This is a genomic window from Sinomonas halotolerans (assembly GCF_039615075.1).
Classification (GTDB): domain Bacteria; phylum Actinomycetota; class Actinomycetes; order Actinomycetales; family Micrococcaceae; genus Sinomonas; species Sinomonas halotolerans.
Genome location: NZ_JBDFRB010000012.1, coordinates 12,350 through 36,658, shown reverse-complemented (window position 1 = coordinate 36,658; position 24,309 = coordinate 12,350). Strand labels below are relative to the sequence as shown.

Annotated in this window: 25 protein-coding genes and 1 tRNA gene; 14 read left to right on the top strand and 12 right to left on the bottom strand. The window is 72.7% G+C overall.

Going from position 1 to position 24,309, the window contains the following annotated elements:
* The first annotated feature begins 8 nt into the window (after positions 1-8).
* The 3 genes from ABCQ75_RS12685 (at position 9) to ABCQ75_RS12675 (ending at position 1,822) form a co-directional block, all read left to right on the top strand.
* Complete coding sequence (locus ABCQ75_RS12685; RefSeq protein WP_345885736.1) at positions 9-629, top strand: GNAT family N-acetyltransferase; 621 nt, start codon at positions 9-11, stop codon at positions 627-629.
* 90 nt (positions 630-719) lie between these two features.
* A complete protein-coding gene (locus ABCQ75_RS12680; RefSeq protein WP_345885735.1) occupies positions 720-1,682 on the top strand; it encodes a hypothetical protein in 963 nt (320 codons plus the stop codon).
* Positions 1,683-1,749: 67 nt separating this feature from the next.
* A tRNA-Ala gene (locus tag ABCQ75_RS12675) sits at positions 1,750-1,822 on the top strand.
* A 78-nt stretch (positions 1,823-1,900) separates the two neighbouring features.
* Here the strand turns inward: ABCQ75_RS12675 and ABCQ75_RS12670 are convergent.
* From ABCQ75_RS12670 to ABCQ75_RS12660, 3 genes are read right to left on the bottom strand one after another with little or no spacing between them, the layout of a single operon-like run.
* Positions 1,901-2,422 carry a hypothetical protein gene (locus tag ABCQ75_RS12670; RefSeq protein WP_345885734.1) on the bottom strand — a complete coding sequence of 174 codons (522 nt, stop codon included), beginning with the start codon at positions 2,420-2,422 and terminating at the stop codon, positions 1,901-1,903.
* A complete protein-coding gene (gene corA / locus ABCQ75_RS12665; protein WP_345885733.1) occupies positions 2,413-3,411 on the bottom strand; it encodes a magnesium/cobalt transporter CorA in 999 nt (332 codons plus the stop codon). The genes ABCQ75_RS12670 and corA overlap by 10 nt, the downstream gene beginning before the upstream one ends.
* A 36-nt stretch (positions 3,412-3,447) precedes the next feature.
* A complete protein-coding gene (locus ABCQ75_RS12660; protein ID WP_345885732.1) occupies positions 3,448-3,960 on the bottom strand; it encodes an Lrp/AsnC family transcriptional regulator in 513 nt (170 codons plus the stop codon).
* A gap of 103 nt (positions 3,961-4,063) precedes the next feature.
* Here ABCQ75_RS12660 and ABCQ75_RS12655 point away from each other — a divergent pair, with 103 nt between their 5' ends.
* On the top strand, positions 4,064-5,356 hold the full coding sequence (locus tag ABCQ75_RS12655; RefSeq protein WP_345885731.1) for an MFS transporter: 1,293 nt from the start codon (positions 4,064-4,066) through the stop codon (positions 5,354-5,356).
* 148 nt (positions 5,357-5,504) lie between these two features.
* Here the strand turns inward: ABCQ75_RS12655 and ABCQ75_RS12650 are convergent, their stop codons facing one another.
* From ABCQ75_RS12650 to ABCQ75_RS12640, 3 genes are all read right to left on the bottom strand, one after another.
* Positions 5,505-6,020: an Lrp/AsnC family transcriptional regulator gene (locus ABCQ75_RS12650; RefSeq protein WP_345885730.1), complete on the bottom strand. Its 516-nt coding sequence runs from the start codon at positions 6,018-6,020 to the stop codon at positions 5,505-5,507.
* 154 nt (positions 6,021-6,174) lie between these two features.
* Positions 6,175-7,518 carry an MFS transporter gene (locus ABCQ75_RS12645; RefSeq protein WP_345885729.1) on the bottom strand — a complete coding sequence of 448 codons (1,344 nt, stop codon included), beginning with the start codon at positions 7,516-7,518 and terminating at the stop codon, positions 6,175-6,177.
* Entirely contained in the window at positions 7,493-8,497 is a 1,005-nt protein-coding gene (locus tag ABCQ75_RS12640; protein WP_345885728.1) for a nitronate monooxygenase, read from the bottom strand. The genes ABCQ75_RS12645 and ABCQ75_RS12640 overlap by 26 nt, the downstream gene beginning before the upstream one ends.
* A gap of 94 nt (positions 8,498-8,591) precedes the next feature.
* On the opposite strand from ABCQ75_RS12640, the gene ABCQ75_RS12635 reads away from it, so the two are divergent.
* From ABCQ75_RS12635 to ABCQ75_RS12610, 6 genes are all read left to right on the top strand, one after another.
* On the top strand, positions 8,592-9,524 hold the full coding sequence (locus ABCQ75_RS12635) for an N-acetylglucosamine kinase (protein ID WP_345885727.1): 933 nt from the start codon (positions 8,592-8,594) through the stop codon (positions 9,522-9,524).
* 84 nt (positions 9,525-9,608) lie between these two features.
* The gene (locus ABCQ75_RS12630; RefSeq protein WP_345885726.1) at positions 9,609-10,550 is read left to right on the top strand and encodes an ABC transporter substrate-binding protein; all 942 of its coding nucleotides are present in this window, start codon (positions 9,609-9,611) and stop codon (positions 10,548-10,550) included.
* A gap of 109 nt (positions 10,551-10,659) precedes the next feature.
* Entirely contained in the window at positions 10,660-11,880 is a 1,221-nt protein-coding gene (locus tag ABCQ75_RS12625) for a pyridoxal phosphate-dependent aminotransferase (protein WP_345885725.1), read from the top strand.
* A gap of 64 nt (positions 11,881-11,944) precedes the next feature.
* Positions 11,945-12,796, top strand: coding sequence for a PPK2 family polyphosphate kinase (locus ABCQ75_RS12620; RefSeq protein ID WP_345885724.1), 852 nt, complete (start codon positions 11,945-11,947; stop codon positions 12,794-12,796).
* Positions 12,797-12,851: 55 nt separating this feature from the next.
* Complete coding sequence (locus ABCQ75_RS12615; protein ID WP_345885723.1) at positions 12,852-13,400, top strand: LpqB family beta-propeller domain-containing protein; 549 nt, start codon at positions 12,852-12,854, stop codon at positions 13,398-13,400.
* Positions 13,397-15,058: a DUF5671 domain-containing protein gene (locus tag ABCQ75_RS12610; RefSeq protein WP_345885722.1), complete on the top strand. Its 1,662-nt coding sequence runs from the start codon at positions 13,397-13,399 to the stop codon at positions 15,056-15,058. The genes ABCQ75_RS12615 and ABCQ75_RS12610 overlap by 4 nt, the downstream gene beginning before the upstream one ends.
* Positions 15,059-15,060: 2 nt before the next feature.
* Here the strand turns inward: ABCQ75_RS12610 and ABCQ75_RS12605 are convergent, their stop codons facing one another.
* Entirely contained in the window at positions 15,061-15,282 is a 222-nt protein-coding gene (locus ABCQ75_RS12605; RefSeq protein WP_345885721.1) for an exodeoxyribonuclease VII small subunit, read from the bottom strand.
* On the bottom strand, positions 15,275-16,684 hold the full coding sequence (xseA, locus tag ABCQ75_RS12600; protein WP_345885720.1) for an exodeoxyribonuclease VII large subunit: 1,410 nt from the start codon (positions 16,682-16,684) through the stop codon (positions 15,275-15,277). The genes ABCQ75_RS12605 and xseA overlap by 8 nt, the downstream gene beginning before the upstream one ends.
* A gap of 149 nt (positions 16,685-16,833) precedes the next feature.
* Here xseA and ABCQ75_RS12595 point away from each other — a divergent pair, with 149 nt between their 5' ends.
* Positions 16,834-17,688, top strand: coding sequence for a hypothetical protein (locus ABCQ75_RS12595; protein WP_345885719.1), 855 nt, complete (start codon positions 16,834-16,836; stop codon positions 17,686-17,688).
* A 9-nt stretch (positions 17,689-17,697) separates the two neighbouring features.
* Positions 17,698-18,783, top strand: a complete 1,086-nt coding sequence (locus tag ABCQ75_RS12590; protein WP_345885718.1) for a 4-hydroxy-3-methylbut-2-enyl diphosphate reductase — start codon at positions 17,698-17,700, stop codon at positions 18,781-18,783.
* 121 nt (positions 18,784-18,904) lie between these two features.
* Here ABCQ75_RS12590 and ABCQ75_RS12585 read toward each other — a convergent pair whose 3' ends face one another.
* Complete coding sequence (locus ABCQ75_RS12585; RefSeq protein WP_345885717.1) at positions 18,905-19,723, bottom strand: alpha/beta hydrolase; 819 nt, start codon at positions 19,721-19,723, stop codon at positions 18,905-18,907.
* A gap of 43 nt (positions 19,724-19,766) precedes the next feature.
* Positions 19,767-21,029, bottom strand: a complete 1,263-nt coding sequence (locus tag ABCQ75_RS12580) for a DNA recombination protein RmuC (RefSeq protein WP_345885716.1) — start codon at positions 21,027-21,029, stop codon at positions 19,767-19,769.
* 78 nt (positions 21,030-21,107) lie between these two features.
* Here ABCQ75_RS12580 and ychF point away from each other — a divergent pair, with 78 nt between their 5' ends.
* Positions 21,108-22,193 carry a redox-regulated ATPase YchF gene (gene ychF, locus ABCQ75_RS12575; RefSeq protein WP_345885715.1) on the top strand — a complete coding sequence of 362 codons (1,086 nt, stop codon included), beginning with the start codon at positions 21,108-21,110 and terminating at the stop codon, positions 22,191-22,193.
* A 73-nt stretch (positions 22,194-22,266) separates the two neighbouring features.
* On the opposite strand, the gene ABCQ75_RS12570 is transcribed toward ychF, so the two are convergent.
* Positions 22,267-23,067 carry an SDR family oxidoreductase gene (locus ABCQ75_RS12570; RefSeq protein WP_345885714.1) on the bottom strand — a complete coding sequence of 267 codons (801 nt, stop codon included), beginning with the start codon at positions 23,065-23,067 and terminating at the stop codon, positions 22,267-22,269.
* A 256-nt stretch (positions 23,068-23,323) separates the two neighbouring features.
* Between ABCQ75_RS12570 and ABCQ75_RS12565 the strand changes: the two genes are divergently transcribed.
* Positions 23,324-23,536, top strand: coding sequence for a hypothetical protein (locus ABCQ75_RS12565; protein WP_345885713.1), 213 nt, complete (start codon positions 23,324-23,326; stop codon positions 23,534-23,536).
* A 54-nt stretch (positions 23,537-23,590) separates the two neighbouring features.
* Here ABCQ75_RS12565 and ABCQ75_RS12560 read toward each other — a convergent pair whose 3' ends face one another.
* Positions 23,591-24,241 carry an HNH endonuclease family protein gene (locus ABCQ75_RS12560; RefSeq protein ID WP_345885712.1) on the bottom strand — a complete coding sequence of 217 codons (651 nt, stop codon included), beginning with the start codon at positions 24,239-24,241 and terminating at the stop codon, positions 23,591-23,593.
* Positions 24,242-24,309: the final 68 nt, after the last annotated feature.

Genomic DNA, 24,309 nt, shown 5'->3' with positions numbered 1-24,309 from the left:
CCCCACCAATGGGGGGCTCGGGCCTCTGGCCGGTGACGCTGCGGGCCGGCGACCTCGCTCTGCGCCCCCTGCGCTACCGCGACCGGTCTGAATGGATGGCGCTGCGCGCCCGCAACCGCGACTGGCTCGAACCGTGGGAGGCCTCCAACCCGCAGCCGGGTGGAGGCCTGCCCACGTTCGGGCAGATGGTCCGCTCCCTCTCGCACCAGGCCCGCGAGGGCTCCGCGCTCCCGTTCGTCATCACCCTCGACGACCCACGACGCCGCAGGGCACCCATGGTCGGCCAGCTCACCGTCTCCTCGATCGTGTGGGGGTCCGCGCTCATGGCGACGCTCGGCTACTGGGTGGACCGCGGGCACGCCGGCCGCGGGATCGCCCCCACCGCGGTGGCGCTTGCGACCGACTACTGCTTCGCGGATTTGGGCCTGCACCGGATGGAGATCAACATCCGCCCCGAGAACGCCCCGAGCCTACGGGTCGTGGAGAAGCTCGGCTTCCGGTACGAGGGCCTGCGTCCCCGCTACCTCCACATCAACGGGGCCTGGGCGGACCATGAGTCATATGCGCTGACCGCGGAGGAGGTCCCCGAGGGCGGGGTGCTCGGAAGGTGGCTCTCGTCGCGCGGATGATGTACCCATTCCGGCCGCACTCGGCGCCTTATTGCGACACACCGCACGGAATCCGGCGTGACCCTGCGCGGTCCTCCTACGGTTCTGGGTATGGACTTCGCCCTCAGCAGCTCGCCGGTACTCGGTGCCGCCGTGCTGCTGTGGCTGGTGTGGGTTGCTCCGTACGCCATGCGGCGTCGGCGCGCCTCGCTGCCCGAGGGGGCGCCGACGCTCCTCCTCGACGAAAGGGGCCTCGCGGACGGGAAGGGTTCGGTTCTCATGCATGAGGGGCCCCAGCGGGTCGGCACGGCGGCACGCGGCACCGGCCCGGCGCCCCGCCCAGGGGATCCCCGCGAGGCACCGGAGGGCCAACCGGCGTCCGCGCCCTCCAGCCCCTCCACCCCGCCCCGGCCCTTCCGGCCGCGGTGGGGGCGCATCGCGATCGCGCTGGCCGGCATGAGCTCGCTCCTCGCCATCCCGGTCACGCTGGTCCTGCTCCTCGTGGGCGCGCCTGGCTGGCTCCCGCTGCTCGCGCTTGCCGTCGCCGTGGGCTGCGTCGCCGCCCTGCGCGCGATGGCGGTCCGTGACCGCCGCAGCCGGGTCAACGCGGCGTTCAAGGCCGCCATGCACGCCGGCACGCCCTCGGCACATCCCGCGCCTGCGCGGCGGGGAGCCGACGAGGTGTTCGACGCCGGCTTCGAGCCCGAGCCCGCCCCCAAGCCCCTCAGCCGTGACGAGCTGCGCGCCGTTGCCCTCGAGGTGGCCCGGGCGTCGCAGGCGAGCGCGGATGCGGCCGCGAAGGCCGACGGGGAGACTGCGGGGGAGACGTGGGAGCCCGTCCAGGTGCCGAAGCCCGCGTACCTCGGGGCTGCCCGCGCGGAGCGCCCTGAGCCCGCCCCGCTGGAGACGCCCGCAGACCTCAGGCCGACCGCGAAGACCAGCCTCAAGCCGAAAGCCGAGGCTCCCGAGCCCGGCACGGTTCCCGGCGTCCCGTCCCTCGCGCCCCGTCCCGCCAAGCGCCCCGCGGGCGCTCTGGGCAACCTCGACGCCGTACTCCAGCGCCGGCGCGCATAGCCGCTCGCCGGGGGTGCCGCGGATTTGTCTTCGAGGCCCCTTCCCAGTAACGTAGATCCCGCGCCAAGGGGTCTTAGCTCAGTTGGTAGAGCGCTTCGTTCGCATCGAAGAGGTCAGGGGTTCAAATCCCCTAGGCTCCACGTCTGTGAAGTGCGTCCCGCGCGCTGCAGAAGCCCCCGGTCCCACGGACCGGGGGCTTCTGCACTTCCGGGGCAGCGTCAGCTTCCCCGGGCGCCCCGCGGGAGCACGGCGTCCTCCGCGGTCTGGACGGGGAGCGGCCCTGGATCGCTGCGGGCGACGACGACGAGCGCCACGTCCGCGTCGCGCAGCACCCGCATGAGTCCGGAGAACGCCCCGGCAGCCCCTTTTGGCGCGCGGGCGAGCACGGGGACCCCGTCCACGACCCACAGCGCGTGCCGGCCTGCCGCCGCTGCCCAGTCGAAGCCAGCGGCCCCCGCCCGGGCGACCTCGTCGAACCCGAGCCAGACCAGGCCGGGTTCTGCTGCGAGGGCGCGGAGCCCGGCGTCGTCCGTGGCTGGACCACCACCGTCGACGGCCCTGCCGCCAGCAGCATCCGCGTGCACGACGGTGCGGGCCCCCGGCGGCGGGACGAAGAGCCCGAGCCCGCCCAGCTGGGCCGCCGTTCCGGGGACGAGCACGCGCGAGGCGGCCCAGCCGCCGCCCTCCTGTCCTTCGGGGGCCCGGCCGCCTGCGCCTGCCTGCTCGTCGGCTACAGCCACCGCTTCGCCTTGAAGACGATGTACATGGCCAGCGCGACGAGGGCCATGAGGAAGAGGGCGAACGGGTAGCCGTTGACCCACTTGAGCTCAGGCATGAAGGTGAAGTTCATCCCGTAGATTCCCGCGACCACGCTCGGGGCGAAGATGATCGCAGCCCAGGAGGAGATGCGCTTGACCTGCTCGTTCTGCTCGGCGCTCGCCTGGTTCTGCCGGTTGGCCGTGAGGGTGCCGTCGAGGACGAGGGCGTTCTGCAGGATGTCGCGGAACGAGTCGGCCCGGGAGATGAGCTGCTCCACGTGGTCCTGGACGTCGCGGAGGCTGCGGCGCAGCTCCACGTCCACGCCGTACTTGTCGGATCCGCGCTCGAGGGAGTCGAACACGGGCCGCAGGGGATGGAGGGCGCGCTGGAACTGGATGACCTCGCGGGCGAGCTCATAGATGCGCCGCGAGACCGTGTGGTCGCCCGCGAAGAGCTGGTCCTCGATCTCGTCGATGTCGTTCTCGAGTCCCGCCACGACCGGCCCGTAGTCGTCCACCACCCGGTCCAGGAGCGCGTACAGCACGGCCTCGGGCCCCTGCCGCAGCAGCTCCGGCTCGGCCTCGAGCCGCCGGCGCACCTGCCCCACGCCCGCGGTCTCGGCATGGCGGATCGTGACAACGAAGTTCGGTCCCGTGAAGACGTGCAGCTCGCCGAATTCCACCGTCTCGGTCTCGTCCAGATAGCGGGCGGGGCGCAGCACGGTGAAGAGCACGTTGTCGTAGCGCTCCATCTTGGGCCGCTGGTGGGCGGTCACGGCGTCCTCGATCGCGAGCGGATGGAGCTCGAATTCGCGGGCCACAGCCTGGATCTCCGCCACGGAGGGGCGGTAGAGCCCGATCCACGCCATGCCGCCGGCCGTCTCGGCAAGGGTCTCGAAGGTCTGCTCGAGGCTCTCGGGGTGGGCCGCGCGCCGGCCTTCCACGTACACGACGTTGTCGATGATGGTCACGGGCCCATTATGTCCGGCGCGCGCCCGCCGCCGGCCTCACCCGCGCCTGTGGGCCTGGCTGGACGACGACGCCGCTGCCGCCGCCTCAGCGGTGCGGCGCACGAGGGCCGCGGTGCGGTAGGGGATGTGGGCGTGGAGCGCGAGGGAGGTCTCGGACCGGATCACGCCCCGGATCCGCAGCACGGCCCGCAGCGAGGTCTGGAGCTGGTGGGTGTCCGTGGCGACGAGCCGGCACCAGATGTCGCCCCGGCCGGAGGTCTCGTACGCCTCGAGGACCTGGGGGAGGAGCCGAAGCCCGGACACGACGGCGTCGAGCTCGCGGTGGACCACCTCGAGCGTGATGAACGCGACCACGTCGTAGCCGATCGCCGCAAGGTCCACCTCGCGCCCGCTCCCGCGCAGGACATTTGCCCGCTCGAGGCGCCGGAGCCTGCTCTGGACGGTGTTGCGGGCAACGCCGAGCCGTTCGGCGAGCTGGGCGACCTGGGCGCGCGGGTCCTCGACGAGGGCGAGGACGAGGCGGAGGTCTGTGGCGTCGAGTGAGCCCATGTGATCAGCTCCTGCTTCCGTGGTGGCCGTGATCTGAGCATAACGCTCAACTGCATGCCGAAACCCTGATCACGGGGCTTTCCCTGGCCGCACAGTAGGGCCCATGACCGTCCTCGCCGAGCTGCGCATGGTCCCGGCCGCCAGCGCCCGGGCCGGGTGGGACGCACCCCGCGGGGTGCGGCTCGTCCTCTCCGCCGCGGTGCTCTTCACGCTCCTCGTCGGCGCCAATCTCGCCACGCCCCTGTATGCCGGCCTTGAGGCCCGCCTCGGGTACGGGAGCCTCGGCACCTCGGTGGCGTTCGCGAGCTACGTCCTCACCCTCGTGGGCGTGCTGCTGGCGGCCGGCCACTGGTCGGACCACGTTGGCCGCCGGGCAGCGATGGTGCTCGCGGTGGTCCTCGGGCTGGCCGGGGCCGCGGTGTTCGCCGGCGCGGGCTCGCTCGCGCAGCTGTGCGCGGGGCGGGCGCTCCAAGGCGCGGCGGTGGGCCTCGCGATGGGCGCCTGCACGGCTGCCCTGCGGGAACTGCTCCCGCATCGCGGAGTGTGGGCGGGGCGCGTCACCCTCCTCGCGTCCTCCGCGGGGGTTGCGGCGGGCCCCGCGCTCGGCGGCCTCGCCGCGGAGGCGGCCGGTGGCCCGGGCGGCGCGGCGGTCCCGTTCGTCGTCCACTGCGGGGTGCTCGCTGCCCTCCTGGTGCCGCTCGTGGCGGTCCGGGCCCGCCCCGCGCTCCTGCCGGCCGCCGGGCCGGGCCGTGCGCGCCTCCTCGCCCCCCGCAGCCTGCGGCACGCGCTCCCAGACGGCGCCGCCCGCCGCACGTTCTCCCTCGCCGCGGGCGTGGGGTTCCTGAGCTTCGCGATGTTCGGCTACCAGCTCTCGTTCGCCCCGGGCTCGTTCGCCGCCGCCACCGGCCTCACGTCCCTTCCCGCCACCGGCGCGCTCGCAGGCCTGAGCCTCGCGGCCTCTGCGGCGAGCCAGCTCCTCGCCCCCGCACCCCGCGGCCTGCGCGCGGCGCGTGCCGAGGTCCCCGCGGCGCTCGCGGTGCTCGGCGTGTCCCTTGGCGCGCTCGCGTGGGGGACCGCGGCGGGCTCTGCCCCGGTCCTCGTCGCTGCGAGCCTGGCGGGCGGGCTCGGGCAGGGGGTGGCGTTCCGGTCGCTGTTCACCCGGGTCTCGCGCCTGTGCGGGCCGGCCTCCCTCGCCCAGACGGTCAGCCTGCTCTACGTCGTGACGTACCTCGGGAGCGCGGTCCCGGTCGTGGCGCTCGGTGCCGCTGCGGCACGGGTGGGCGTCGTGCCCGCATCGGTGGCCTTCCTCGTGGTGTGCGCTGCCACCGGCGTTGCACTGGCAGCCCTCGCGGCCCGGGTCCCCTCGACCACCCTGCAGGACGCCCAGGCTTCCTAGCCCTCCTGCCTCCGCGCGGCCACTCGGCGTCCGGTCCTGCTCACGATGGACCCGCGGCACGCCTCTCCCAGGCACGGCACGCCGGGGACACGAGGCTGCCGGTGGCCGAAACGAGCAGGAGCGAACAGGATCGCGCGCACGGGCCCGCTCACTCGGGCAGCGGCCCCCTGCCGGGGATCCGCTCGAAGACGAGGGTGGTCTCGGTGTGCCCCACCACGGGGTCGGTCGCGAGGTTGTCCAGCACCCAGTCGCGCAGCTCCTCGGTGCTGCCCACGGCGATGTGCAGGAGGTAGTCGACCGCCCCTGAGGTGTGGAACGTGGCCAGTACTCCCGGCAGGTGCGGGACCCGGGCGGTGAACGCGTCGATCTGGTCGCGGTCGTGCGCGCGGAGGCGCACCGAGATGAGCGCCTGGACGCTTCGGCCCACGGAGGCCAGGTCCACGATCGCCTCGTAGCCGGTGATGATCCCGCGCTCACTGAGGGCACGGGTGCGCATGAGGGCCGTCGACGGGGCGATCCCGACCATCTCTGCCAGCTGCTTGTTGGTGATGCGCGCGTCCTCGACAAGAGCGGCGAGGATACGGCGGTCCACCTCGTCGAGGGGCTCGCCCCCGGCGTTCCGATAGCCGACGGGCTGCGGACGGCCGGTGCTCGGCGTGGTCACGGGGGACTACCTCCTGCTCGGGAGCGCACCACCGCGCGGCGGGCAGCCGTCGCGGTGCGGCGGGGCAGCCGGCGCGAGGACCATGATAGGCGAGGCGCATCACGTGGCCCCGGAGGCGTCGCTGCGTGACCTCTCCTGCCCGCCCCCGCCGGGCTCAGCGCTCGGCACGGTGCACGGCGGAGGAGGCTGCCGCCGTCGTGAGCGCGGTGGCCGCAATGCCGAGCGCGAGCGCTTGCCAGCCCCAGGCATGGAACGCGAGGCCTCCGGCCCACCCCAGCACGCTCGAGCCCCCGTAGTAGCCGAGGTTGTACAGCGAGGCCGCCTGCGCGCGGCCCCCCGGGGCGAGCGCCCCGGTCCAGCCGGAGGCGATCCCGTGCGCGCCGAAGAACCCGGCCGTGAAGAGGACGAGGCCGGCCAGGACTGCGGGCAGCTGGTCGGCGGCGAGGACCACAGCGCCGGCGGCCATCGCGGCGGTGCTGGCCACGGCCACGGCGCGCCGGCCCAGCCGCAGGCTCAGCCGGGCGGCGAACCCGGAGCTTGCGGTGCCCGAGAGGTAGGCGAGGAAGACGAGGCTCGTGACGGAGGCCGGCAGGTGGAACGGCGACCCCTCCAGCCGGAAGCCGAGGTAGTTGTACACCGCCACGAACGCGCCCATGAGCACGAACGCCTGTGCGTAGAGCATCAGGAGGCGGCCACTGCGCAGCTGGTCCGCAAGGTGCACGACGACGTCCCTCGCCGCGGCGCCGACGCCTCGCCCGGAGCGCGCCACAGGAGAGAAGCCCCGGGATGCGGGCGCGAGCAGGATGAACCCGACCGCCGCGGCCGCCCCGAGGAGCGAGACCGCGATGACCCCGGCGCGCCAGCCGAGCGCGTCCGCGACGGGGCCGGCCACGAGGCGGCCCGCGAGGCCGCCGACCGTGGTCCCGGCGATGTACGTGCCCGCGGCCACGGCGGCGTGGGCCCGGGCGACCTCCTCGCTCAGGTACGCAATCGCTATTGCCGGCACGGCGCCGAGCGCCACGCCTTCGAGGAGCCTCAGGACGAGGAGGGATTCGAAGGTCGGGGCGAGCGGGCCGGCGAGGCCGAGCAGCGTGGCCGCGATGATCCCCGTCCGCATCGCGGCGAGGCGCCCGGCCCTGTCCGCGACGAACGACCACGGCAGCACCGCGAGCGCGAGCCCGAGCGTGGCGAGCGAGACCGTGAGGGCCGCGTCCGCGGGGGAGACCGCGAGCTCCCCCGAGAGCCGGGGCAGGAGCGCCTGGGGAGAGTAGAGCTGGGCGAACGTCGCGACGCCGGCGCACGCGAGCGCGGCGATGAGGCGACGGTAGCCCCGGCTCCCGCGGGCGTGTCCCGCCCAGGCCCCGGGGTCACTTCCCTGGGACCCGGGGTCACCTCCCCGCGTTCCGGGGTCACTTCCCTGGGACCCGGGGTCACCTCCTTGGGACCCGGGGTCACCTCCCTGGGACCCGGGGTCACCCGGCGAAGCGCGCCACGACATCCGCGGAAGCCTCCTCCCGTGCCTCCCCCCACGCCGTGCCCGCCCAGAGGCTGGTCCGCGAGGGGTCGCCCGCGCGCACGGACGCCGCCCGCAACGGTGCCGTGAGGTGGTGCACCACGGGGTAGGCGGCCGGGGCATCGGCGTGCCTGCGCATGAAGGCGTTCTCGAGCCCGCGCGCCCATTTGCCGGAGAACGCCCTCGTGGGCGCGGTGCGCGTGAACCCGGGGGACGCGAGCGCGGCGCGGTGCACCGGGTTCGTGCCCGCCTCGGGGGTGCGCAGGAACGCCGTGCCGAGCTGCACCCCGGCCGCACCGGCCGCGCGGGCCGCGGCGGCGTCGTCGGGCGTGCCGATCCCGCCCGCCGCGAGGAGGGGGAGCACGACGGCGGCACGCACCGCCGTGACGAGCTCGTCGAGGGTGCCCGTGAAGGGGGCCTCGCCGAGGAACGCGCCCGAGTGGCCGCCCGCATGCGGATGCTGGACCACGAGGGCGTCCGCCCCGAGCTCGGCCGCCGCCGTGGCCTCGGCGGGGGAGGTCACGGTCTGGACCACCACCGTCCCCGCGCGCCGGAGCGCGGCCACAGCGTCCCGCGAGGGCAGTCCGAACGTGAAGGAGACCGCCGCCGGGGCGTGCGCTAGGAGGAGGTCAAGCTTGGCCGGGTACCCGTCGTCGTCCGCCCAGCGCGGCTCCGGGAGCTGCACGCCGAGCTCCGCCGCCTCGGGCGCGAGCGCGTCGCGGTAGGCGAGGACCGCGGCACGGTCCACGGGCTCGGTGTTCGGGACGAAGAGGTTGACGCCGTAGCCGGCGCCCCCGGCGTCCGCCTCTGCGACCTGGGCAGCGAGGCCGTCCGGCGGGGCGAGCCCGCCCGCGAGGAAGCCGAACCCGCCTGCCTCCGCCGCCGCCGTGACCAGCGCGGGCCGGCTCGGCCCGCCGGCCATCGGCGCGGCCACCACCCCGGCTGCCCCTGCGATCTCCCTCATGCCGCTCCTCCCGTGCCGCCTTGCCCGTGCCGTCCCCAGTCCGCGGGGCCGTGCCCGTGCCGTCCCCGGATGCCCCTCCACGTACTCTAGGCACGTGGATACAGCGAGCGAGCACGGGCCCGGCACTGCAGTCTTCGAGGAGGCCCCGGCGGGGACCTTCGTGGGCCTGGACATCGGCGGGACCAAGACGCGCGGGATCAAGGTCGTGGACGGGCGGCTCGAGGCGGACCTCGAGGTGGGCAGCGCGAACGTGCAGAACGTGACGCGCCAGACGGCGGCGGCGAACCTCGCGGAGCTCTTCGGGCGGCTCGCGGCCGGGGAGGCGCACCACGTGTACGCGGGCTCGGGCGGGATCGACACCGCGGCCGACGCCGAGGCGCTCGCCTCGCTCATCCGCCCGCACGTGCCGAAGGCCCGCGTGAGCGTTGTGCACGATTCGCGGCTCCTGCTCGCGGCCGGGCGTGCCCGCACCGGCGTCGCCGTGATCGCCGGGACCGGGTCCGCCGCATGGGGCGTCAACGAGGCCGGCGAGGAGGCCCGCGCGGGCGGCTGGGGGTACCTGCTCGGGGACGAGGGCAGCGGCTACTGGCTGGGGCGCGAGGCCGTGCGCTACAGCCTGCACCGCATGAACCTGGGCCTGGAGCCAGACGAGCTCACGCGCGCGCTCCTGGCGAGCACGGGCCTGGCCGAGCCGGGCCAGCTCATCGCGCACTTCCACTCTCCCGAGACGGACCGGCGGTACTGGGCGCAGCGCTCGCGGGCCGTGACGGACGCGGCCGACGCCGGGCACGCCGGGGCGCGCTTCCTCGTCGCGCAGGCCGGTGGCGACCTCGCGCGGATGGCGGCGCAGGTGGCCGAGCAGCTGGGCCTGGCCGGCCCGGTGATCCTCGGCAGCGGTCTCGGCATGCACGTGGCGCTGCTGCAGGAGGCTTTCCGCGCGGGCCTGGCCGAGCGGGGCCTCGAGGATGTGCGCATCCTGGACCGCGACCCGATCTTCGGCACCGTGGAGCTCGCGGCGCGGGACTGACCCCCGCTCCCGGCCCGGCGCTCGTGCGGCGCGGCCGGACGACATCGTCGAGGCCGTCCTGGCCGACCCAGAGGAAGGAACCCGATGAGCCCTCTTGCCCTCCCGCGCCGCCGTGCGCTCGCCGTGCTCGCCGGAGCCGCCCTGTCCCTCAGCCTCGCCGCGTGCAGCGGCGGCCCTGCGCCGGCACCTACCACGGCCGGAGGCTCGCCGACGGGGAAGGCACTCGTGATCGGGTCCTCAGGCTCCACGGAGGGCAAGGTGCTCGCGGAGGTCTATGCCGGCGCTCTCAACGCGTCCGGGGTGAAGGCCAGTACCGGGCCGGACTTCGGCGCCCGCGAGGCGTACGTCAAGGCGCTCGAGGACGGCTCGGTGGACGTTGTCCCCGAGTACACCGGCGGCCTCCTGCTGTTCCTGGACCCGGAGGCCGGGCAGGCCAGCGCCGGGGACGTCGCCGAGGCTCTGGCGGACAGGATCCCCGAGGGCCTCGCGGTGCTCGACCGCTCCAAGGCGGAGAAGAAGGACGTCCTGGTCGTCACGCGGCTGACCGCCGAGAAGTACAGCCTCACGAGCATCGAGGACTTGGCGAAGGTGTGCTCGGAGCTCGTCTTCGGGGCTCCCGCGGCGTTCGCCGAGCGCGACGACGGCCTGCCCGGCCTCAAGGCGGAGTACGGGTGCGAGCCGAAGAGGCTCGCGCGGTTCACCGACCACGGCGGGCCCGTGACCCTCAAGGCCCTCCTGACCGACCAGGTGCAGGTCGCAGACATCTACACCACCGCCCCTTCGATCGAGGACAACGACCTCGTGGTGCTCGAGGACCCCAAGGACAACTTCATCGCCCAGCAGGTGGTGCCGCTCGTGCGCACCGAGACGGTCCCCGAGGCGGCCCGTGCGGTGCTCAACCAGGTCTCGTCCAAGCTCACCACGCAGGACCTCATGGACCTCAACCGTGCCGTTTCCGGCAACCAGAAGCAGAGCCCCGCAGCGGCCGCCAAGGCATGGCTCGCCGAGAAGGGATTCGCGTCGTAGAGCGCGCGGCAGCGTGCCAGGACCGCGCCACGGCAGGCGCCGGGCAGGGCCACAGGGTGTGAGCGGGATCTCGTGAGGGGCCCGCCACGCCCTGTGGCATATTTGGACAATGGCCCAGTTCACCCAGTCCTCCAAGCTCCACAACGTCCTCTACGACATCAGGGGACCGATCCTGGAGGCTGCGCAGCAGATGGAGGCCGAGGGCCACCGGATCCTCAAGCTCAACATCGGCAACCCGGCCCCGTTCGGCTTCGAGGCACCGGACGCGATCCTCGTGGACATGATCCGCCACCTGCCCCACGCACAGGGCTACAGCGACTCGCGCGGCATCTTCTCCGCCCGCACCGCGGTCTCGCAGTACTACCAGACCCGCGGCATCCAGAACATCCACGTGGATGACATCTACCTGGGCAACGGTGTCTCCGAGCTCATCACGATGTCCCTCATGGCGCTCCTCGAGCCTGGGGACGAGATCCTGATCCCGAGCCCGGACTACCCGCTCTGGACGGCGTCCGTCTCGCTGGCCGGGGGACGGGCCGTGCACTACACGTGCGACGAGGAGCTCGACTGGGAGCCGGACCTGGCCGACCTCGAGGACAAGATCACGCCCCGCACCAAGGGGATCGTGGTGATCAACCCCAACAACCCAACGGGCGCGCTCTACTCCGACGCCACGCTGCGCCGCATCTCGGAGCTCGCCGAGAAGCATGGGCTCATCGTCTTCGCCGACGAGATCTACGAGAAGATCCTCTACGACGGCGCCACCCACAGGAACATGGCCTCGTTCACGGGCGAGGACGTCCTGTGCCTGACCTTCTCCGGCCTGTCCAAGGCGTACCGCGTGTGCGGGTACCGCGCCGGGTGGATGGCCATCTCGGGGCCCAAGAAGGCCGCGGCGGACTACATCGAGGGCATCACCCTCCTTGCCAACATGCGCCTGTGCGCCAACGTCCCCGCGCAGCACGCCATCCAGACGGCCCTGGGCGGCTACCAGAGCATCAACGACCTCATCCTGCCCGGCGGGCGCCTCCTCGAGCAGCGCAACAAGGCATACGAGATGCTCAACGCGATCCCCGGCGTCTCCACCCGCCAGGCCAAGGGCGCCCTGTACCTCTTCCCGCGGCTCGATCCGGAGGTGTACCCGATCCGGGACGACGAGAAGTTCGTGCTGGACCTCCTGCGCGAGCAGAAGATCCTGGTCTCCCATGGGCGCGCCTTCAACTGGCACGCTCCGGACCACTTCAGGATGGTCACACTGCCGGCGGTGGCGGACATCGAGGAGGCAATCGGCCGCATGGGCGAATTCCTCAGCAGGTACAAGGGCAACTGACCGCACGAGGCACGGACGGAACAGGCACGCGCAGCACAGGCACACGCCAACCCCAGGAGGAAGCATGGGCTCGACGGCATTCGACGGTGAACTCGAGCAGGTCCTCCGGGTGGGGAGCGGATTCCGGCTCGCTGACGTGGACCCGGGGTCCACGCCCGCGTACAGCGGCGGCAAGGCGGACGGCGAGGCACTCCTGGACGAGCAGGACGCGGTCCTCGCGGAGCACCAGGAACGCCTCTACGCCGCGGGCCGCGACGGCGAGGCGCCCTCCGTGCTGCTGATCCTCCAGGCGATGGACACCGCCGGCAAGGGCGGGATCGTGAGCCACGTGGTGGGCGGCGTGGACGTCCAGGGCGTGCGCCTCAAGGCGTTCAAGGCACCCACGCCCGAGGAGAAGGCGCACGACTTCCTGTGGCGGGTGGAGCGCGAGCTCCCCGAGCCCGGGATGCTCGGCGTGTTTGACCGCTCCCACTATGAGGACGTACTCATCCACCGCGTGCACGGGTGGGCCGACCCGGCCGAGATCGAGCGGCGCTACCATGCGATCCGGGACTTCGAGGAGCGCCTTGTGGCCGGCGGCACCGAACTGGTCAAGGTCATGCTGCACATCTCCAAGGACGAGCAGAAGGACCGGCTCCTGGCGCGGCTCGACGACCCGGTGAAGCGCTGGAAGTACAACCCCGGCGACGTGGACGAGCGGCTGCACTGGGACGCCTACATGGATGCCTACCAGCGCGTTTTCGAGGAGACCTCCACCGCGGCGGCGCCGTGGCACGTGGTCCCGGCCAACCGCAAGTGGTACGCGCGCATCGCCGTGCAGGAGCTCCTCATCGGGGCGCTCAAGCGCATCGGCCCCGACTGGCCCACCCCCGCCTACGACGTGGAGCACGAGCGCGCCCGGGTCGCGGCCAGCTGAACCCTGAGTCTTCCGACTCTGGTCCGGCGCTCCGCGCGGCCGCGACACTGGGCCCATGGACGGCAAGGGCACGGCGGGCAATGGCCCCACGGGAAGCGGCACACCGAACGGTCCCGAGGCCAGGGGTCCGCACCGGCGGAGTGGACCGGGCAGGACCCTCATAGCGGTCCTGGCCGCCATCGGAGTCCTCGTGGCCGTCTCCCTTGTGCTGGTCCTGGCGAGGGGTGCGCCCGAGGCGATGGACCCCTCCTCGCCCGAGGGCGTGGTGCAGGACTATTCCCAGGCTGTGATCGACGGGGACACGGACCGGGCCTCATCGCTGCTGTCCGAGCGGCTGAAGGACCTGTGCGGCTCCTCGAGCGGGTACTACACGAGCTCGGAGTACCTCGAGGGACTGCGGATCGAGCTCCTCTCGAGCGCGGCACGCGACCAGACAGCGACCGTGAAGGTCGCCGTCGTGCAGACCTCGCCCGGCGGCATCTTCGGCCCGTCGGAGTACTCGACCGAATCCTCCTTCCAGCTCGTCCGCGATGACGGCGAGTGGCGGATCGACACGGTGCCGCCGATGATCTTGATGTGCCAGGGCAAGGAGCCGGCGTCATGAGCACGGCAACGGCCGCCGTACGGCGCATCATCGTCTACCTGCTCCTCGCTGCCCTCGTCGTGATCGCGGCGAGCGGGCTCAGTGGGCTGCTCGCCATGGCGCTGGACACCGGGACCGTCCTCGCCGGGACGCGGACGCGGGAGCTCGCGCTCTCGCTCGCGTTCACCGTGATCGGAGGCCCCCTCGCGGGGCTGCTCTGGTGGTTCGTGTGGCGCCGCCTCCCCGACCGGTCCGAGCGGGACTCGGTCGGCTGGGGCCTCTACGTCTCTGCCCTGTACACCGTCTCCCTGGCGATCGGGGCCTCGCAGCTCCTCGCCCTCGTGGCGGCGCTCATCCGCGGCGAGCTGCAGGACTGGGAGGACATGGTGGCCGGGGGGCTCGTGTGGTCCGCGGTCTGGGCCTGGCACCGGTGGATGGCGCGGCATCCGGAGCGGGGGCCGCTGCGCCTGCGCACGGTCCCGACGGTCTTGGGCGGCCTGTACGGCCTGATCCTCGGCGCCATCATGGGCGCGGTTGCCCTCACGGCGCTCGGCAGGCAGGCACTCACAGCCCTCCTGGACCTCCCCGCCCCTGTCGGCGAGGGGACCGTCTGGTGGCGGTCCGTCCTCGCCTCGGCGGTATGGTCGGCCGGCGGTGTGGGCGTGTGGGCCTGGCACTGGCTGCGCGAGGGCGGAAAGCACCTCAGGACGGCGTTCAGCGATGTCGCGCTGATCGGCGCAGGCATCTTCGCGGCGGCCGTCGCGGCGCTGGGAGGAATGGGGACGGCCCTGTTCACCGTCCTCAGGCTGCTGTTCGACCGTGGCACGGAGGACGCCTTGGCCTCGCTCCTGGCCCCCCTGCCGCCAGCCCTTGCCGCGGCGGCGGTCGGTTGGCTCGTCTGGGCGTACCACCGCCCCCTCGTCCACGGGCGCAGCGAAGCGGCGCAGCAGGCGGCCCGGCTCGTCACGTCCGCGGTGGCGCTCGCGGGTGCGGCCTCCGGCATCGGCGTGATCATCAACGCCACGCTCTCCCTCGCCACGCCCACGCTGGCGGGGGCGAACGCCCGGACGCTCCTCCTGGGCGGAATCGCCGCGCTTGCGGTGGGCGGGCCCGTGTGGTGGCTCGTGTGGAAGCCCACCACGGTCCTGTCCGAGCCGCTCACGGCCAAGCCGCCGGGGCGGCGCGTCTACCTGGTTGTCGTCTTCGGGGCATCTGCCGTCGCCGCGCTCGTGACCCTCCTGGTGATCGGCTACCAGGTGTTCCAGTCCGTGCTCGGGGTGCTGGACGTCCCGCTCGTGAGCCGCGTCCGCGCACCCCTCGGTGTCCTCGTGGCCACGGCCCTCGTGGCCGGGTACCACTTTGCCGTGTGGCGCCACGACAGGGCAGTCCTCTCCGCCGAACGGCGCGAGGTCCCGAGGGTGGGTCGTGTGGTCCTCGTGACCGCCTTGGACCCGGACCCGTATGCTCACGCCATCGCCGACAGCACCGGCGCGGTGGTCACCGCGTGGCGCCAGGCGGCGCAGCCGGCGGCCGCGCTGATGGCCACCCCAGCGCCCGCGTCAGAGCCTGCGCCCCGGGCTGAGGACGTGGTCCGAGCGCTCGAGGGCCTCACGGCACGGCGTGTGCTCGTCCTCGTGGGGCCCGGCCCACGGGTCGAGGCCGTGCCGCTCGCGGACTGAGCTCAGCCCTCGGCGTTCGGCTGCCGTGCGGCGTCGAGGCGCCGCCGTGCACCCTCGAGCCACTCCTCGCAGCGCTGGGCGAGCGCCTCGCCGCGCTCCCAGAGTGTGAGGGACTCTTCGAGGCTCACGCCCCCTGCCTCGAGGCGGGACACCACCGCAACGAGCTGCTCGCGGGCCTCCTCATAGGAGAGGCTCTCGAGCGATTCCTGCTGGTTCTCAGCCATGGGTCGATCCTTCCGTGGCCCGTTCCGGGGCCTCTGGCGGGTTGTGTCTGCTCGATGTCTGGCCGGGGCTGGCCGGTGCGTGGAGGGGGTCGGGCAGCTGGCCTTCGCTGCGGGCCGCAATGGTGCCGCGCGCGAGCCGGACCCGGAGCCCCGTGCCGGTCGGGGCGTCCTCGGGACCGCGCACCACGGTGGCACCCGGGCCGTCGAGGACCTGGACCACGGAGTACCCGCGGTCCAGCGTCTGCTGGGGCGAGAGCGCCCGCACCTGCGCGCGCAGGTGCGCTACGGCGTCGTGCCCCCGGACCACCGCGGTGCTCACCGCGGCGTGCGCCCGCCCGCGGAGGCGCACGAGCTCCTCGTGGCGCGCCTCGACCATCGCGAGCGGTGCCGCGAGCACGGGCCGGCTGCGCACCGCGGCGAGCCGGTCCGACTCCCGCTCCACGAGGAGGCGGATCTGCCGCTCGAGGCGTTCACGGCACTGGTGCACGCGGGCCAGCTCCTCGGTGACCTCGGGCACGATCCGCTTCGCCGCGTCCGTGGGGGTCGAGGCGCGCAGGTCGGCCACGTCGTCGAGGATCGGCCGGTCCGCCTCGTGGCCGATCGCGCTCACCACGGGCGTGGCAGCCTCCGCCACCGCCCGCACGAGCACCTCGCTGCTGAAGGGCAGCAGGTCCTCGAGCGAGCCGCCGCCGCGCGCGATCACGATGACGTCCACGCTGGCGTGCGCGTCCAGCTCACGCAGCGCCCCGAGCACCTCGGCCACGGCGTTCCCGCCCTGGACCGCCACCTCGCGGATCTCGAACTCGACCGCCGGCCAGCGCAGCGCGGCGTTGCGCAGCACGTCCTTCTTCGCGTCCGAGTCCCGCCCGGTGATGAGCCCGATCCGGTGGGGGAGGAGCGGAAGGCGCTTCTTGCGAGCCTCGGAGAAGAGGCCCTCCGCGCCGAGGGCCTGGCGCAGGCGCTCGATCCTGGCCAGGAGGTCGCCGAGCCCCACGGGGCGCATGTCCCGGACGGCCATGGTGAGCCGACCGGACTTGAGCCACATCTCCGGCTTCACCAGCGCCACCACGCGGGAGCCGCGGTCCACGGGCTCCTTGAGCCTGGCCATGACCGTGCCCCACACGGAGGCAGGGAGGGAGATCTCGTGGTCCACGTCCCGCAGGGTCATGTATGCCGTGGAGCCGCGCCGGTTGAGCTCGATCACCTGGCCCTCGATCCACACCTGCGGGGAACGCTCGATGTGCTCCTTGAGCTTGCGGGAGAGCAGGTGGAGGGGCCAGGGGTTCTCCGGCGTCGTGTCCGCGGCGCGTGCGGGAAGGCTCGTCGGCCCGTCGGTCCCGCCCGACGGCGTGGCCTCGGCCGCATCCTCGGACGGGTTCGCGGGGGAGTCTGGTGCTTCCATCTCTGCCACCATAGTTCAGGACTACCACGCCCCTCCGACGCTTCTCGCCGGGCCTCTCGTCCTGGCGCTCGCCGGGCCTCCCGACAGCGCGCGCCCGGGCCCGCGCGCCCCGCCCGCCCAGATGCCTGCCCGTCGCTACTATGGACGGGTTGCCGACCCCCGGGAAGTCCATGCGCACCGTCCTCTCCGCCCTGTCCGTGCTGCTCGCCGTCGTCCTCACGGCGGCCGCCGTGCCCGCCCTGTGGGCCGAGAAGACCCTCGTGGACGAGTCAGGGTTCGTGCGCCTGCTCGCCCCGATGGGCCAGGACGCCGAGGTGGTCAGTGCCCTCGGCACCTCCGTCGCCGCCTCGGCGCTCGGCTCGGCCCGGATCCCCGCGCCGCTCGAGCCCGCGGCGCAGCGCGCGGCCGCGGCGCTCGTCGAGGGCCTCGCGGAGGACGAGCAGTTCCCCGCGGCGTGGGAGGCCACGCTCCGGGAGAGCCATGCCCTCAACTTCGGTCCGGACAGCGCCGCCCTGACCGGGATCGCCCTCGAGCTGCGCCCGCTCGCCGGCCTGGTCCTCGACCGGCTCGGCGAGGGCGTCGGAGCCGACCTCGGGGACGCCCCGAGCGTCGTGGTCGAGGCCGGCTCCACAGTGCAGCGCGGCGCCCTCGGGTTCGTGCAGGACGCCGCGAGGCTCGCGGGACCCCTCGCTGCGGGTGCGGTGCTCGCCCTCGTGCTCGGGCTGCTCTTCGCACGACGGCGTGGCGCCGCCCTCGCATGGTCCGGCTTCGGGTTCATCGTGGTCGCCGCGCTGCTCGGCTCCGCCACCGTCCTCGCGGGCCCGGTGGCGAGCAGCGAGGCCGGGGGCGGGACCGCGGCGGGCGTGTTCGCGGGCCGGGCGGCCGCCCTCGCGGCGGACTCGTTCCTGCCCTGGACGCTCGCCGTGGGGATAGCGGGCGCTGTGTTCCTCATCCTGGGCTCCGTGCTCGCCGCCCGGCGCAGGCGTCTGATGGCGCGCCGGTAGCATGGAGCCATGACCTCCAGCCCCGTCGCCCTGTCCATGCCCACGGTCCCGCGGCGCCGCCGCTCGCCCGAGGATGTGGCGGCCGCGGCCCCTGTCGAAGGCCAGAAGAAGGTCCTCCTGGCCGCGCCGCGCGGCTACTGCGCCGGGGTGGACCGCGCCGTCATCGCGGTCGAGAAGGCCCTCGAGCACTACGGCCCTCCCGTGTACGTGCGCAAGCAGATCGTGCACAACCGCCACGTGGTCGAGACCCTCGAGGAGCGTGGCGCGATCTTCGTCGAGGAGACGGACGAGGTGCCCGAGGGCGCGCTCGTGGTGTTCTCGGCGCACGGGGTGAGTCCCGCCGTCGTGCGCTCCGCGGAGGACCGCGGGCTGCGCACCATCGACGCGACGTGCCCGCTCGTGACCAAGGTCCACCGGGAGGCCGTCCGGTTCGCGAAGGGCGACTACGAGATCCTCCTCATCGGCCACGAGGGCCACGAGGAGGTCGAGGGCACGTACGGCGAGGCGCCCGAGCACACGCAGATCGTGAACTCGCCCGAGGAGGCGGACACGATCCAGGTCAAGGACCCGGACCGGCTCATCTGGCTCTCCCAGACCACCCTCTCCGTGGACGAGACGATGGAGACGGTGCGGCGGCTGCGCGAGCGCTTCCCGAACCTGCAGGACCCGCCCAGCGACGACATCTGCTACGCGACCAGCAACCGCCAGGCCGCCATCAAGAAGATCGCCCCGCAGGCGGACCTCGTGATCGTGGTGGGCTCGGCGAACTCGTCCAATTCCGTACGGCTCGTCGAGGTCGCCCTCGAGTACGGGGCCCGTGCCGCCTATCGGGTGGACTTCGCGAACGAGGTGGACGAGTCCTGGTTCGAGGGCGTCACCACGGTGGGCGTGACCTCGGGTGCGTCGGTGCCGGAGGTCCTCGTGCAGGACGTCCTGCGGCTCGCCTCCGAGTACGGCTACGGCACGGTCGAGGAGGTCGTGACCGCCGAGGAGGACATCCTCTTCTCGCTCCCGAAGGAGCTCCGCGCCACGCTCAAGGAGGCCGGCGACGCGAGCCGCGGCCTCGGCGGCCGGGGCCAGCGCCCCCAGAGCTAGCCGCCGAAATGGGGGTCCTGACCGCCGAAATGGGGGTCCTGACCGCCGAAATGGGGGTGTGGACCGCCGAGATGGGGGTCCTGACCGCCGAGATGGGGGTCCTGACTGCCGAGGTGCGGGGCTACGACTCCGCGGCCTGCGCGAACAGGCCGTCGAGGAGCGCCCGGCACCTCTCGTACGCGTCCATCCCGGGAGTGATGATGGCGAAGTGGTCGCCGTCCACCGCGTGCAGTTCGGCTGGGTCCCCTGCCGCGCGGGCCGCCTCGACATAGTCCCTGGAGAGGGCCATCGGCACGGCTTCATCTGCCGGGGAGTGCACCGCGAGCACCGGGACTCCTGTGGGCAGCGCGCGCAGGGGGTCCGCCAGCGCGTACTCGTGCGGCCGCTCGTCCGCCGTGCCGTGCATCAGGTTGGCGGCGGCATCGTCGCTCAGCCTGAGGCGGTGCGCCGCCGCGAGGTCCAGGACACCGGCCTGGCTCACGACGCCGACCGGCACCACAGCGGGTCCCGCACCCGGTGCGTCGGCTGGCAGGCCCTGCCGCCCCGCCGCCCACACGGCGAGATGGCCTCCGGCAGAGTGGCCCAGGAGGGCGACCCGGGCCGGGTCCACCCCGTGCCCCGCCAGCTGGGCGACGTGGTCGATCCCCGCGGCGATGTCCTCGAACGTGGCAGGCCAGCCGCCGTCGCCACGGCCGTCCGGACCGGGGGCCCGCCTGTACTCGAGGTTCCAGGCGGCGAAGCCGTGCGCCGCGAGGTCCTCGGCGGCGGGCCGTCCGAGGTCGGCAGTCCACTGGTTGCGCCAGTAGCCGCCGTGGATCACCACCACTGTGCCCCTCACCGGCTGCCCGGGGACGGGAAGGTGGAGTTCGCCCCACTGGTCGGGATGCTCGCCGTACGAGATGCGCTGGACCTGACGGGACGCCGGGGAGGTGCTGGACATGGACCTACCGTAGCGCCCGGAGCACATGCGGTATGAGGCGGGATCAGGCCGAGTCGCGCACCTGTTCCATGCTGCCGTCCCCGACGCGGAGCCCGCTCGCATCCAGGATCTCCTCGTCCAGGAGCTCGCCGGCACTGAGGACCCGGGGCGTGGCCTCGACCGGGGCGAGGCCCGGGAGAGACTCGGGCGCGCCGGGGTCCAGGGCACTGATGCGCCGTGCCGTGGGGAGCACCCGGGTCTCGAGGGCGCCGACGAACGAGTTGTAGCGCTCGACCGAAGACTTGAGCGAGGAGCCCAGCTTGGCGACGTGGCCGCCCATCGTGCCGAGCCGGCCGTAGAGCTGCTGGGAGAGCTCGAACAGCTCACGGGCGTTCTCCGTGAGCAGTTCCTGGCGCCACCCGAAGGCGACGCCCTTGAGGAGCGCGAGGAGTGTGGCGGGGGAGGCAAGCGCCACATTGCGGGCGAAGGCGTGGTCGAGCAGGCCGGGGTCCGTGCGCAGCGCCTCGGCGAGGAACGATTCTGCCGGCAGGAAGCACACGACCAGCTCCGGGCTTGCGCCGACGGCATCCCAGTACTTCTTGTTCCCCAGAGTGTCGACATGGGAGCGGAGGGCCTTGGCGTGCTCGGCCAGGAGGCGGGACCGCTCCTGCTCGCCGCTGGCGCTCGCGTCCTGCGCGTGCTCCTGGGCCCGGAGGTAGGCGCCCAGCGGCACCTTCGAGTCCACGACGATCTGCTTGCCGCCCGGCAGAGAGACGACGAGATCCGGGCGCACGCCCCCGGCATCGCCGGAGGCGGTGACCTGCTCGCTGAAGTCGACCCTCTCGAGCATGCCCGCGGCCTCGACGACGCGGCGGAGCTGGACCTCGCCCCACGTGCCCCGGGACGCGTTGTTCGCGAGTGCTGCCGTGAGGGCGTGCGTGGTGGTCAGCAGGGCGGCGTCCGACTGCTGCGCGGCCTTGAGCTGCTCCGCGATCTGCCCGTACTGCTCGAGCCGGTCACGCTCGAGCAGCGCGACCTGCCGCTGGACCGCGCCGAGCTTCTCCGCGACCGGCGCGAGGGCTTGGAGCACGGTGTTCTCCTGCTCGTCGAGCGAGGTGAGGGCCGCGTTCTGCCGAGCGAGGAGGTCCCGCTCCGCAGCCGCCGCCGCGACCTGCGCCTCCGCCTGCGCGAGGCGGGCCTGCAGCGCGGGGAGGGAGCCGGCGTCGTGCGCCGAACGCTGCCGCTCCCGCCGCGCGCCGTACAGCGCGCCGATGACGAGCGCGAGCAGCGCCACGAGAACCACCACGAGTATCTGCGTTCCGTCCATGCGCCCACCCTCGCACGGGCCTCCGACAATCCTCGCGTGCGCCGGGCGGGCGCCGCCGCGGCGGTATGATGGATGACCGTGGCTCTCACTATCGGAATCGTCGGTCTCCCCAACGTCGGCAAGTCGACGCTCTTCAACGCCCTGACGCGCAACCAGGTCCTCGCAGCGAACTACCCGTTCGCCACGATCGAGCCGAACGTCGGCGTCGTGAGCCTCCCGGACCCGCGCCTCGGCCGCCTCGCCGAGGTGTTCGGGAGCCAGCGCATCCTCCCCGCGACCGTCTCCTTCGTGGACATCGCCGGGATCGTCAAGGGCGCCTCCGAGGGCGAGGGCCTGGGCAACCAGTTCCTCGCCAACATCCGCGAGGCCCAGGCGATCGCCCAGGTCATCCGCGTGTTCGACGACCCGGACGTGGTCCACGTGGACGGCAAGGTGGACCCGCGCTCCGACATGGAGACCATCAACACCGAGCTCATCCTCGCCGACCTCCAGACCCTCGAGAAGGCTCTCCCGCGCCTCGAGAAGGAAGTCAAGATCAAGAAGCGCGAGGCCGCCGAGCTCGCCGCGGTCGAGGCCGCGCAGAAGGTCCTCGAGCGGGGCGACACGATCTTCTCCTCCATCCAGAGCGACAAGCTGGACATGGAGCACCTCAAGGAGCTCAACCTCCTCACCGCCAAGCCCTTCATCTACGTCTTCAACGCGGACGAGGCCATCCTCGGCAGCCCCGAGAAGCAGGCTGAGCTGCGCGCGCTCGTCGCCCCCGCCGACGCCGTGTTCCTCGACGCGAAGCTCGAGGCCGACCTCGTGGAGCTCTCCGAGGAGGAGGCCCGGGAGATGCTCGAGATGAACGGCCAGGACGAGTCCGGCCTCGACCAGCTCGCCCGCGTCGGCTTCCACACGCTCGGGCTGCAGACCTACCTCACCGCCGGCCCCAAGGAGGCCCGGGCCTGGACGATCAACCGCGGCGACACGGCACCGCAGGCCGCAGGCGTCATCCACACGGACTTCCAGCGCGGCTTCATCAAGGCAGAGGTGGTCTCCTTCGAGGACCTCATGGACGCCGGCTCGATGGCGGAGGCCAAGGCCCGCGGCAAGGTCCGGATCGAGGGCAAGGAGTATGTGATGGCCGACGGCGACGTGGTGGAGTTCCGCTTCAACGTCTAGTCGCGTTCTGCTTGACGTTCGGCGCTTGCCCCGCCCCCGGGCGACTCGAGGTGCCCGCGTCCGCCGGACAGCGTCAAGGCAAATCGGGAGAGGCGGACTTCGACTCCTTCAGCCATTGCGCAAAGGTGATGGTTCCGAAGGCGCTCTCCGGAGCAAGATTCCGCCCTTGGGAGAGGTAGCGGCCCACGCCGCCGGGGGCCGGCAGCCCGACGATGCGGGCCCGGGAACCGACGATGTCCTTCCACTCCTCGGCGAAGTCCCGCACTGGCCGTGTCTCCGGTCCGCTCACGGTGCGGAGCGCGTGGCCGTCCCCCTCCTCGACCGCCGCATCCAGGAGTGCACGGGCGACATCCCGGACGTCAATGGGCGCAAGACGCGCGCGGCGCACCGATGGCACAATCCGCAGCGGGTGGCCGGCGGCGAAGATCTGCGCGAGCAGAGGGTGGAATTGCGCGGCGCGGACGACGGCGGAAGGCATCGGGGCGGCGTCGTACAGCTTCTCCTTGGCGACCTTCGAGCGGTAGTACCCGAAATCCAGCTCATCGCATTGGGCGATCGAGAGCATCACCGCGCGCCGCACGCCGGAGCCATGGGCCGCCGCGAGAAGCCTGCGGCCTGCCTCGGGAAACAGCTTCTGTGCTCGGAGGCGCCTGTCCTCGAGTGCATCGATGAGGATTTCCGCGCCGTCGAGCGCAGCTGCGAGCCCCTCGCCGGTGGCGGCATCCGCGACCGCGTAGTCCACGCCGTCGAGCGCGGTGCTCGGCTGCGGAAGCCGTCGGCTGAGCGAACGCACTGAAAAGCCTCGCGCGAGTGCCTCTCGAACCACCGCCGAACCGGCCAGGCCAGTTCCGCCCGCCACGGCAAGAATGTTCATGAGCACGACCCTATCCGCTCCGAAGGTGCCATATGCCTCGGGCTGCGCCGGAAAGGTGCGTTGTGGTTGTCAGGTTCAATGCGTAGCCGCATTCCTCTTTTCACATGCGCGCGGCGAATCCATGAACACTGTGACCGGCAGGCCGCCCTTCGCCGGTCACAGGCCCTTGTGCCCTGCCGCCTTCTCCGAGGCCAGGGCGACGATGGGACCACGAGGCGCGCCTGTGTGTGGCTGCGCCGTGCTGAGGGAGGCTCCCATGCGAATGCCCATGAAGCTGATGATCGTCGTGCCGCTGGCGAGTGCCGGCCTCTTCGCCGCCGGGCCGGCCGTGGCCGCGGATCCGAATGCCGACTTCGCCCAGCATGTGAGGATGTGCGTCGAGACGATGGGCTTCGACGGGACGCACAACCCCGGCATGCACGAGGGCAAGTCGGGCTGGGATCCCCTCCACATCTGCCCGGTGCACTGACCCCCCTGCCTGCGGCAGCCGCCGCGGGCCTTCACTCTGCCCGCAGAGTCCGGGTCAGACCCGCGTGACGGTCAGGATCATGGCCGGGCAGGAGTCCGCCCAGCGGACCAGTGCCGCCTTCTCGCGAGAGTCGGCCTTGAGGCCCCACCGGATCTTCACGGCGATCCATTCGGCGATGTAGCGGCACCGGTTGGCCGGCGGCATCCAGTCCTCAGGCCCCTTGGCCTGCTTGCTCGAGTTCAGCGCGGAGGTCTGGGCATTGAGGCTCCGCGCATCGCCGAGGTCGTTGTAGAAGGCGATGCGGCGCGCCTGGCTCCAGGAGCGCGCCCCGGATCCCCACGCCTCGTGCACGGGGACCATGTGGTCGATCTGCACGGCGCGCGGGTCGTAGTGGGTCCGGTTGTCCCAGCTCGTGACCCACTTGCCGCGGGTCACGGTGCACCGGGTCGAGCTCAGCCGCGGGCTGACCCGCGATTCTGCGATGAGCACCTCGTGCCGGGTGTTCTGGCAGTCCCGGTTGGTGTCCTTCCAGGAACCGAAGTACTTGGTGCGGTCGTAGCCCCAGTTCACCTCGGCGGCGACGGGCAGCGAGCGTGCAGCGGTGCGCAGGCTGGCCTTGTAGACGCTCGCGGCCTCGGCTGGCACGGCGGTGCCGGACAGCAGGAGGACGACGGCGACGGCCGCTCCGGAGATCTTTCCCCACATATTCGTTTGTTCCCCATATTCCTCGAAACCCGGGACCGGCCGAAGAAGTCATGGCCTTTGCGAACGCG